5 protein-coding genes are annotated in these 8,903 nt (G+C 34.1%); 1 reads left to right on the top strand and 4 read right to left on the bottom strand.

All coding sequences use genetic code 11. The annotated features are described in order from the left end of the window. Positions 1 to 139: 139 nt before the first annotated feature. The gene (locus tag J5G60_RS14240; RefSeq protein WP_150356195.1) at positions 140 to 1,600 is read left to right on the top strand and encodes an aminotransferase class I/II-fold pyridoxal phosphate-dependent enzyme; all 1,461 of its coding nucleotides are present in this window, start codon (positions 140 to 142) and stop codon (positions 1,598 to 1,600) included. 61 nt (positions 1,601 to 1,661) lie between these two features. Here the strand turns inward: J5G60_RS14240 and J5G60_RS14235 are convergent, their stop codons facing one another. The 4 genes from J5G60_RS14235 to J5G60_RS14220 all read right to left on the bottom strand — a co-directional run bounded on the left by J5G60_RS14235 (position 1,662) and on the right by J5G60_RS14220 (position 8,774). Then, positions 1,662 to 2,558 (bottom strand): bifunctional enoyl-CoA hydratase/phosphate acetyltransferase, encoded by an 897-nt coding sequence (locus J5G60_RS14235; RefSeq protein ID WP_150356196.1) that lies wholly within the window; start codon positions 2,556 to 2,558, stop codon positions 1,662 to 1,664. Between the two features lie 105 nt (positions 2,559 to 2,663). Continuing rightward, entirely contained in the window at positions 2,664 to 3,683 is a 1,020-nt protein-coding gene (locus J5G60_RS14230) for an alpha-hydroxy-acid oxidizing protein (protein ID WP_150356197.1), read from the bottom strand. 326 nt (positions 3,684 to 4,009) lie between these two features. Then, positions 4,010 to 6,370, bottom strand: a complete 2,361-nt coding sequence (locus J5G60_RS14225) for an endonuclease MutS2 (RefSeq protein ID WP_150356198.1) — start codon at positions 6,368 to 6,370, stop codon at positions 4,010 to 4,012. Positions 6,371 to 6,404: 34 nt separating this feature from the next. Beyond that, the gene (locus J5G60_RS14220) at positions 6,405 to 8,774 is read right to left on the bottom strand and encodes a DUF3656 domain-containing U32 family peptidase (RefSeq protein ID WP_150356199.1); all 2,370 of its coding nucleotides are present in this window, start codon (positions 8,772 to 8,774) and stop codon (positions 6,405 to 6,407) included. Between the last annotated feature and the right edge of the window lie 129 nt (positions 8,775 to 8,903).

Below are 8,903 nucleotides of genomic sequence, written 5' to 3'. Positions count from 1 at the left end.
CCATAAAATTTATGCCTATATTGTTGAATTTATAGATCATTTAACATATAATTATATTAGTTTTTATTAATAATACAGTCCAGCCCTTTAATTTCAAGAGTTAGAGGGATATTTTTATGAAGGAAGGTGCTTTATCAAGTTGTATAGATTAGATCAAAGTGAAACACCGTTATTTGATGCATTGATGGAATATGTAAATAGAGAAACTATACCTTTTCATGTTCCAGGTCACAAAAAAGGTGTTGGAGCAGATATGGAATTTAAAAAATTTATGGGTGAAAATCCTTTTAAAATCGATGTTACCGTATTTAAATTAGTAGATAGCCTTCATCACCCTAATGGGCCTATAAAAAAGGCTCAACAATTAGCTGCTGACGCTTATGGTTCAGATGCTGCTTTTTTCTCAATTCACGGCACTTCTGGAGCCATCCAGGCAATGATCATGTCCGTGGTAACTTCAGGTGATAAGCTCATAATCCCCAGAAATGTTCACAAATCTGTTACTGCTGGAATTATACTGAGCGGAGCTATCCCCGTATATATGCAGCCTGCCCTGGACAAAACTATTGGTATCGCACATGGTGTTACTCCCGAAACCGTAGAAAAAACCTTAAGGGAAAATCCTGATGCAAAAGCAGTTTTAATCATAAATCCCACTTATTATGGAGTGGCTGCGGATATAAAAAAAATTACAGACATCGTACATAATCATAACATTCCATTAATTGTAGACGAGGCTCATGGACCTCATCTTGGTTTCAATGACAATCTGCCGATATCATCTATACAAGCTGGTGCAGATATGTGTTCTCAAAGCACGCATAAAATAATTGGCGCCTTGACCCAGTGTTCACTACTTCATGTTAATTCAGAATATATCGACATAAATAGGGTACAGCAAGTATTATCATTACTTCAAACAACTTCCCCTTCATATATTTTAATGGCCTCTCTGGACTGTGCTAGAAGGCAAATAGCTCTCCACGGAAAAGAGCTATTGGATAAAGCTATTGAACTGGCAAATTATGCCCGATATGAAATAAATAATATTCCAGGCTTCTACTGCTTCGGCAAAGAAATAATAGGAAATGAAGGCGTATTTTCCCTAGATCCTACTAAAATAACCATAACCTGCAGGGACTTAGGAATTACTGGATATGACTTGGATATGATCTTATCAAATAAATACCACATTCAAATGGAGTTGTCGGATATATACAATATTCTAGCTGTAGGCTCCTTCGGTGATACAAGAGAAAATATGGATTCTCTGATTCATGCTTTGAAAGAAATAAGCAATGAATACTATGGTAAGGGAAATAAAAAATCAGATTTTCTGGATATACCTGCTATACCAAAACAATTAATAATTCCTCGAACAGCTTTCAATTCCACAAAAGTTTCAGTAGCTTTAAAAGACAGTGTAGGAATGATAAGTGGTGAATTTTTAATGGCATATCCACCGGGAATACCCATACTTTGCCCTGGAGAAGAAATAACAGGGGAAATTGTAGACTATGTACAGGAACTGAAAAATACTGGCCTATACATTCAGGGTACAGAAGATCCTGAAGTTGAATATATAAAAGTTGTAAAATAAAAAATCCGGTATATAAAGCATCCCATAAATACTTTATATACCCTTTATTATTCTCTTCAAGCTATGAAACAACTGATCCAAGAGCTATTGAATAAAGTTTTGACATTGCACTATTTGTTCTAGATACCAATACTACAGGACATTTAGCTCCAACTATAATTCCTGCATTTTCTGCACCTGCAAAATATGTCATGGATTTTCCAAGTAAATTACCTGCTTCTATATTGGGAACCAGCAATATATCTACATCACCTGCTACTTCACTTGTTATTTTTTTATGTTCTGCAGAGGTTTTAGACACAGCCACATCCAATGCTAGAGGTCCATCAACTATGCAGCCGCCTATCTGTCCTCTTTTATTCATTTGAGCCAGAACTGCCGCATCCAGCGTTGACTGCATATGTGCATTTACAACCTCCACTGCGCTTATGGCAGCTACCTTAGGCAAGGTTATTCCCAACCTGTTAGCTACAAAAACTGCATTTTTTATTATTCCGATTTTCTCTTCTAAATTAGGATAAGTCAGCATTCCTCCATCTGTCAAAAATAATAATTTATGGTATGCTGGAACTTCATAGATCATTACATGAGATAAAAGTTTACTTTTTCTAAGCCCCGTTTCTTTATTTAAAACAGCCTTCAGCATTTCTGCCGTTTTAAGCATACCCTTCATTATAAATTGAGCTTTTCCCTCAGATACAAGTTTCACCGCTGCCGCTGCTGCTTTAGATGGATCTTTCTCATTTACTATCTCTATATTATTTTTATGTAAATTTTCTCTTTCTAAAATATCAACTATACTTTTCTTATCCCCTACTAAAATTGCATCTATGATTCCAAGTTTTACTGCTTCTGTAACAGCTTTTAAAACTTCTTCATCTTGAGCTACAGCCACAGACAGTACTTTTTTACTTTTTTCTTTAGCTATATCCACAAGTTCCACTAGTTTTTTTACCATTTTACATGTTCCCCTTCCACACCTCAAAAATAGCAAAAGTAAATTTTTTTAATCCTATGATAAAATTTACTTATTGCTATTTTCATTCTATGTTATTAAATTTGATTATCTGCTGTATAATATTCTACTATCTACATGCTCAATAGATTTACATCCAGTTAAAACCATGGCTGACTTCAGTTCACTCTTTAAATTTTCCACGTATAATTTTACTCCTTCTCGCTGTCCTCCAAAAGATGCAGTTACGAATGGTCTACCTATAAGCACGGCATCTGCGCCAAGTGCTAACATTTTGAGTATATCTACACCGCTTCTGATTCCGCCATCTGCTAATATTGTAACCTTTCCCTTAACTGCTTTAGCTATGTCCGGAAGAACTTCTGCCACTCCTGGAGTTTGATCTAAAACCCTACCACCGTGATTTGAAACTACTATTGCATTGACTCCGGCTTCTACAGCAAGCTCTGCCTCATCTGGCGTCATTATACCCTTTAGTATAAATGGAAGTTTAGTGCTTTCCACTATCTCTTTTATCTCCTCTATAGTTTTAGGGCCCACGGGTTTTCCATGAAGTGCTAAAGTTATAAGACCTGCTGCATCTATATCCATTCCCACGGCAAAAACGCCTGCCTCTTCTGCAATTTTTATTTTACTTATAACATTTTTATTTTCCCAGGGTTTTATTATAGCTATACCATTGCCACTATATTCCTTCAGCTTTTTTAAATTGGTTATCAGAAAAGAATCTACAGCAGTATCTCCCACTATAGGATATATCCCTCCATCCAGACATCCTCCTATAACCCAGGATATATATTCTTCTTCAGTAAATTTCCCTCCCATGTTAAGGGTAGTCCCAGAGACTGGAGCTGCCAGTACAGGTATGTCCATTTTTCTTCCAAATATCTGTATGGAGGTATCTGGATTTTTAGCATCATGTATAACCCTCATATTCAGCTTGTATTTATTAAGTGAATTGAAGTTTTCTTTAAAAGAATCTCCTGTTCCCTTTCCTCCCATACCTGGAACTTCTCCAGCACAGGCATTTCCATTACAAGCAGGACATACCCTGCAACTTCCATTTAAATTTTCACGTGCATTTTTCAATACATCCTTATAATTCATGACAATAATACCGTTAAATAATGAAATTACATTAGCATGTAGAATTTTCATTATTCAGCGGATTTTTCACCCCTCTCTCTTTTAATAAAATTTTCTTTCAACGCTGCCCCTGTCAACATCCCCCAGCCTCAACTCTATGAAGTCATGGACAGACATTGGCAAATACCTATATAATTCTTCTAATATTCAGATGCAGAAAGTATATTTCCATGAGTAAACTTACCTAAGTCTAAATAACATTTAATATAATAATTATATCATATAAGATAGCGCTATTACTGTTAAAAAGTTTTAGAAAAATTTTTCATCTTACTTCATAGATTTAATCATTTTAACTCTACTATTGTGACGCCTGTACCGCCTTCACCATATTCCCCTAACCTATAATTTTTTACATGAGAATGATGTTTCAGCATATCTGCTATAGAATTTCTAAGTACACCGGTACCTTTTCCATGTATTATAGTGACTTCCTTCAGCCCACCTAGATAAGCGTCATCTAAATATTTATCTGTAATATAAGTTGCCTCTAAAGAATCCATTCCCCTCAAATCTACGGAAGTAGAAACACTTCTTAAATTCAGTTTAGCTTCTCTTTTAACCTTCTTCTTATCATTACTTGGGCTATTTTTACATGCTCTTAAATCTCTTAGATTCACTGTTATCTTCATAATTCCAGCTTGAACCTGAAGTTCCCCTTTAGCATCCGGTTTAGACAAGACCAGTACTTTTTGATTCAAAGAAGGTATAAACACTTCCTGCCCTTCTTTTACCGACTCAAGCCTATCCCCTTCCTCATCTCTGGTTTTATACAGATCCTCCTCAGTTTTTTCCAGTTTATTTTTCAATTTTTTTCTGTTTTCCTCTAGCTTATGTCTCGCTGAAGAAGTATATCCCATCCTCTCCAATTCTCTCATGTCCTTTAAAATTTTGTCCGCCTCTTCCTTGGCCTGTTTTAATATTTCTTTTGCCTCTCTCTTGGATTCAATAATAGATTTATCTCTTATATTCTGAAGTCTATCTGCTTTTTCCTGATATTTAGATTTAATCTTATCTGCCTCATTTTTTAAAATTTCTGCTTCTCTGGCAAAATTTTCAGCTTTTGCCCTCTTTTCTTGAAGACTCTGAATCAAATCTTCAAATCTCAAAGCATCGCTGGTTATATTTCTCCTTGCATCCTCTATAATAAATTCGGGAAGTCCAAGTCTTTTTGATATTTCAAAAGCATTTGACTTTCCGGGCAATCCTATCATAAGTCTGTAAGTAGGCCTCAATGTTTCCACATCAAATTCCACCGATGCATTTTCCACCCCTTTACTTTTCAGTGCATATACTTTCAATTCACTGTAATGAGTTGTAGCAACTATGGTGCATCCCCTATTCTTTAAATTTTCAAGTATGGACACCGCTAGTGCTGCACCCTCCGTAGGATCTGTACCTGCACCCAGCTCATCAAATAGCACCAAGGATTTCTCATCTGATTTCTTGATTATATTCACTATATTAGTCATATGAGAAGAAAAAGTGGATAAATTCTGCTCAATGCTCTGTTCATCTCCAATATCTGCAAATATCTCATTAAAGAACCCCACAGTTGAATTTTCTCTTGCAGGTATCATAAGCCCACTCAATGCCATAATATGTAAAAGGCCTATGGTTTTAAGAGCTACAGTTTTACCTCCTGTATTCGGCCCGGTTATGACCAGACATGTAAAGTCCCTGCCTATGTGCATATCCATTGGCACTACAATTTTCCTATCTATAAGAGGATGTTTACCTTCTATTATATCCACCAATCCCTCATCATTTACATTCGGCACAACTGCATTTAATTCACTTCCAAACTTAGCCTTTGCAAACACAAAATCCAATTCCCATATTATATCTGCATTGATTTTAACTTCATTTATATTCCCATATATTTCACTGGACAATTGAGCCAATATCCTGTCTATTTCTGCTTTTTCCTTCAATTTTAGTTCTTTTATCTCATTGTTTAAATTTACAAGCCCCATTGGTTCTATATAAAGAGTAGCTCCGCTGGAACTCTGATCATGGACAAGACCTGGTACTGAAGCTTTATTTTCTGCTTTCACAGGCAGTACATATCTATCTCCTCTCATAGTATATAAATTATCCTGTAAATATGAAGAATAAGACCTCATAAGTGAATTCACCTTATCCCTGACGGAAGTATTTTTATCTTGTAAATTTCTTCTTATACTATATAATACAGGGCTTGCTTTATCCGACACCCTTTCTTCACTTTCTATGGACATAAAAATTTTATTCTCCAGCTCCATCAAAACCGTAATATTTGAACATATATCCTCTATTATTTTAAAATGCTCTTCTTCCTCTTTGGCACTTATATACTTTTTAAATCTTCTAGCAGCTCTTAAAATAGCACCTATCTTCAAAATTTGTTCCGGCATCAGCACAAAACCTTTTTGGGCCATCTCTATGCCCTGTCTTACATCATACACTCCTTCAAAAGGCGGTGCTCCCTTAAGCACAAGAAGTCTTAAAGCCTCACTGGTTTCCTTCAAATGCTCCTTTACTTCATATATATTATTGTATGGAGCTAGAGATTCTATTAGATCTTTCCCTGCACCGGTATTTGCATATTTTTTTAATTTTTCTTTTATTTTATAAAACTCCAGTATTTTTAAAGACTTTTCATTCATTTAAATCTATCTATCCTTTCAGTCAAAAATAAATTTATTCTACACCATTTTTATAATGACCCCGTGTAAACTTGCTAAAATCACCCTTAAACATTTCTTTTTGAAAACATGACAATATACTTTTAACCTCATTATAATCTTCATCAATAAAATCTGCTCTGAAGCTATTAATACCTATACTTCTCAACTCCTTCATATTCGATATCAAATTAATAGGTACAGAATTGTATATATAACTTCTACAAAATTTATCTGTTTTCAACACAAACTTTTTTTTCTTTCTGTCCAGAAGTAAAAAACCTTCCCTTCTGCAGGGTTCACTGCAATTTTTAAAACGGCCTTTATTCCCTATAGTACTTCCTACAACACAGTATTCACTTACCATAAGTTCTATTTTGCCGTATACGAGCACTTGTGCTTTAACATCACTTTTCCCAATAATATCTTCTATTTCATTTCTATTTAATTCCACACTTAGACAATCTCCACTTGTGATTTTACCATAAAAATCTAATGCAGAACTATTGGTTATATTTAATTTGTAATCCCCTAAAATTCTTATTTTATCTTTAAATTTACTCATTATGCCTAAGTTAGCTGTAACTATACCTTCAATCTTATTTAAGTTTTTATTTATAAAATTCTCTATATAACTAAACTCTCCTCTTATTATATTAGGTACTCTGACATATATTTTTTTGAATTTCAAGCTTTCTAAATTATTAATTTTTTCCCGCTGAAATGGATTTATGCATATATACTGAAAGTCCGATTCCAGTACTGCTTTTAATTGTTCACAGTTGTTTACAAATATCATTTTACGAGGCAGCTCATTTCCAACAAATTTACTTTTTATAATAAACGGATGATGAATTTCATTGTTGAAATTATTATCGTTTCTACCTTTACGCAATATATATTCCCTGACTTTTTTCAAAAGCTTTCTTCTAACTTCATTTAAAGCAGATATAGGTAAAAATCCACTTTCAAAATATTTAAATTCTATACTTTTGAATTCAAACATCTCTTTTCCCGTTTTATTTAAACTTTCACATATTCTCTCTTTGCTCAAAGGCTGCTTTAATGCCTCTACAATTTTTTCCCCCTCTACCCTAAAATCCAGTTGATCATAAACTGTATGTAGTGCAATAGGCTCTCCCCTCTTAAATTTCACGGTTAAAAGTAATTCAATTTTTTTCAGAGATCCATCCTTATAATTTTCTCTCAGTTTTTTAATCTGAAGAAAATCAGAAGTTCTATACACAATATTTCCAACTTTATAATTAGAAGGGAGAATTTTTACATTTTCTCCTGTACAAGCTTTTATTACCTCCCTCTTTCCCTTTAATATTTTAGAAATCACAAATCCTGAATTTCCCATCCGGACTCCATCACCTACAGATATGTCCTCCATTAAAGAAATACTTTTATCCTCTTTAATAGTACCTATTTTTACGCCAGTGTTTTTAGGAAAAGCATAGGACATCATATCTTTCCCAGTATTTCCAAACAAGTAGGCTTTCGAAAATCCCTCTCTATTGAACAATTGCAAAAGATTTCTTTTACTGTAATTCAAATAAGACATATCTTCTAATTTTTCAGGATTTTCATAAAAGCTATCAATCATTTTTCTATATTCTTTTACCACTCCTGCCACATATTCGGGTCTTTTCATCCTGCCCTCAATTTTTAAAGAAGATGTACCGGTTTTTATTATTTCTCCTATATTTTCAATGGTACACATATCTTTAGGACTTAAAAGATATCCATGTTTTCTATTTTTACCCTTTTCATCTATTATTTCATAGGGCAGCCTGCAGGGCTGTGCACATCTTCCTCTATTACCACTCCTACCTCCGATAATACTGCTCATAAGACACTGTCCCGAATAGCAAACACACAATGCACCATGTACAAACACTTCTGTTTCTAAACCTAGATCTCTTGATATACGTTCTACTTCATTCAGTGAAAGTTCTCTTGAAAGCACTATTCTTTTAAACCCCATTTTTTTTAAAAATAAGGCAGCTTCTCCATTATGTATGGTCATTTGAGTGGATGCATGTAATTCAAAATTTGGAAGTATCCTTTTCAAAATAGAAGAAAAACCTATATCCTGTACTATAAGGGCATCTACTCCAATATCATATAAGAATGTTGCATATCTACAAGCTTTTTTCAATTCTTCTTCCTTTATTATAGTATTTACAGTTACATATATTTTAACATTGCGGAGATGGCAATATTCCACTGCATTTTCCATATTCTTATCATCAAAATTAGGTGCATAAGCCCTGGCAGAAAATTTACTTCCCCCAAGATAAACAGCATCTGCTCCTAATTCAACTGCCGCATACATGCTTTCTAAATTTCCTGCTGGAGCCAATAGTTCTATCTTTTTCATCGATTTCTCTCCTCCATATCAATATTATATAATAAACCAATATAATTGAAAATCACAGGGTTATTTTATCTTTTTAAATATATATTATTTTAAAACATGTAACAAAACGCCAAAAAGTTTATATATTAT

This window comes from Clostridium sp. HV4-5-A1G, from assembly GCF_900184915.1.
Classification (GTDB): domain Bacteria; phylum Bacillota; class Clostridia; order Clostridiales; family Clostridiaceae; genus Clostridium_B; species Clostridium_B aromativorans.
This window is presented reverse-complemented; position numbering and strand designations above follow the sequence as displayed.

Bases quoted from the DNA above. Each gene is read 5' to 3' on its own strand.
- J5G60_RS14225 (WP_150356198.1), bottom strand. From the start codon at position 6,370: ATGAATGAAAAGTCTTTAAAAATACTGGAGTTTTATAAAATAAAAGAA.
- J5G60_RS14220 (WP_150356199.1), bottom strand. From the start codon at position 8,774: ATGAAAAAGATAGAACTATTGGCTCCAGCAGGAAATTTAGAAAGCATG.
- J5G60_RS14235 (WP_150356196.1), bottom strand. From the start codon at position 2,558: ATGGTAAAAAAACTAGTGGAACTTGTGGATATAGCTAAAGAAAAAAGT.
- J5G60_RS14230 (WP_150356197.1), bottom strand. From the start codon at position 3,683: ATGAATTATAAGGATGTATTGAAAAATGCACGTGAAAATTTAAATGGA.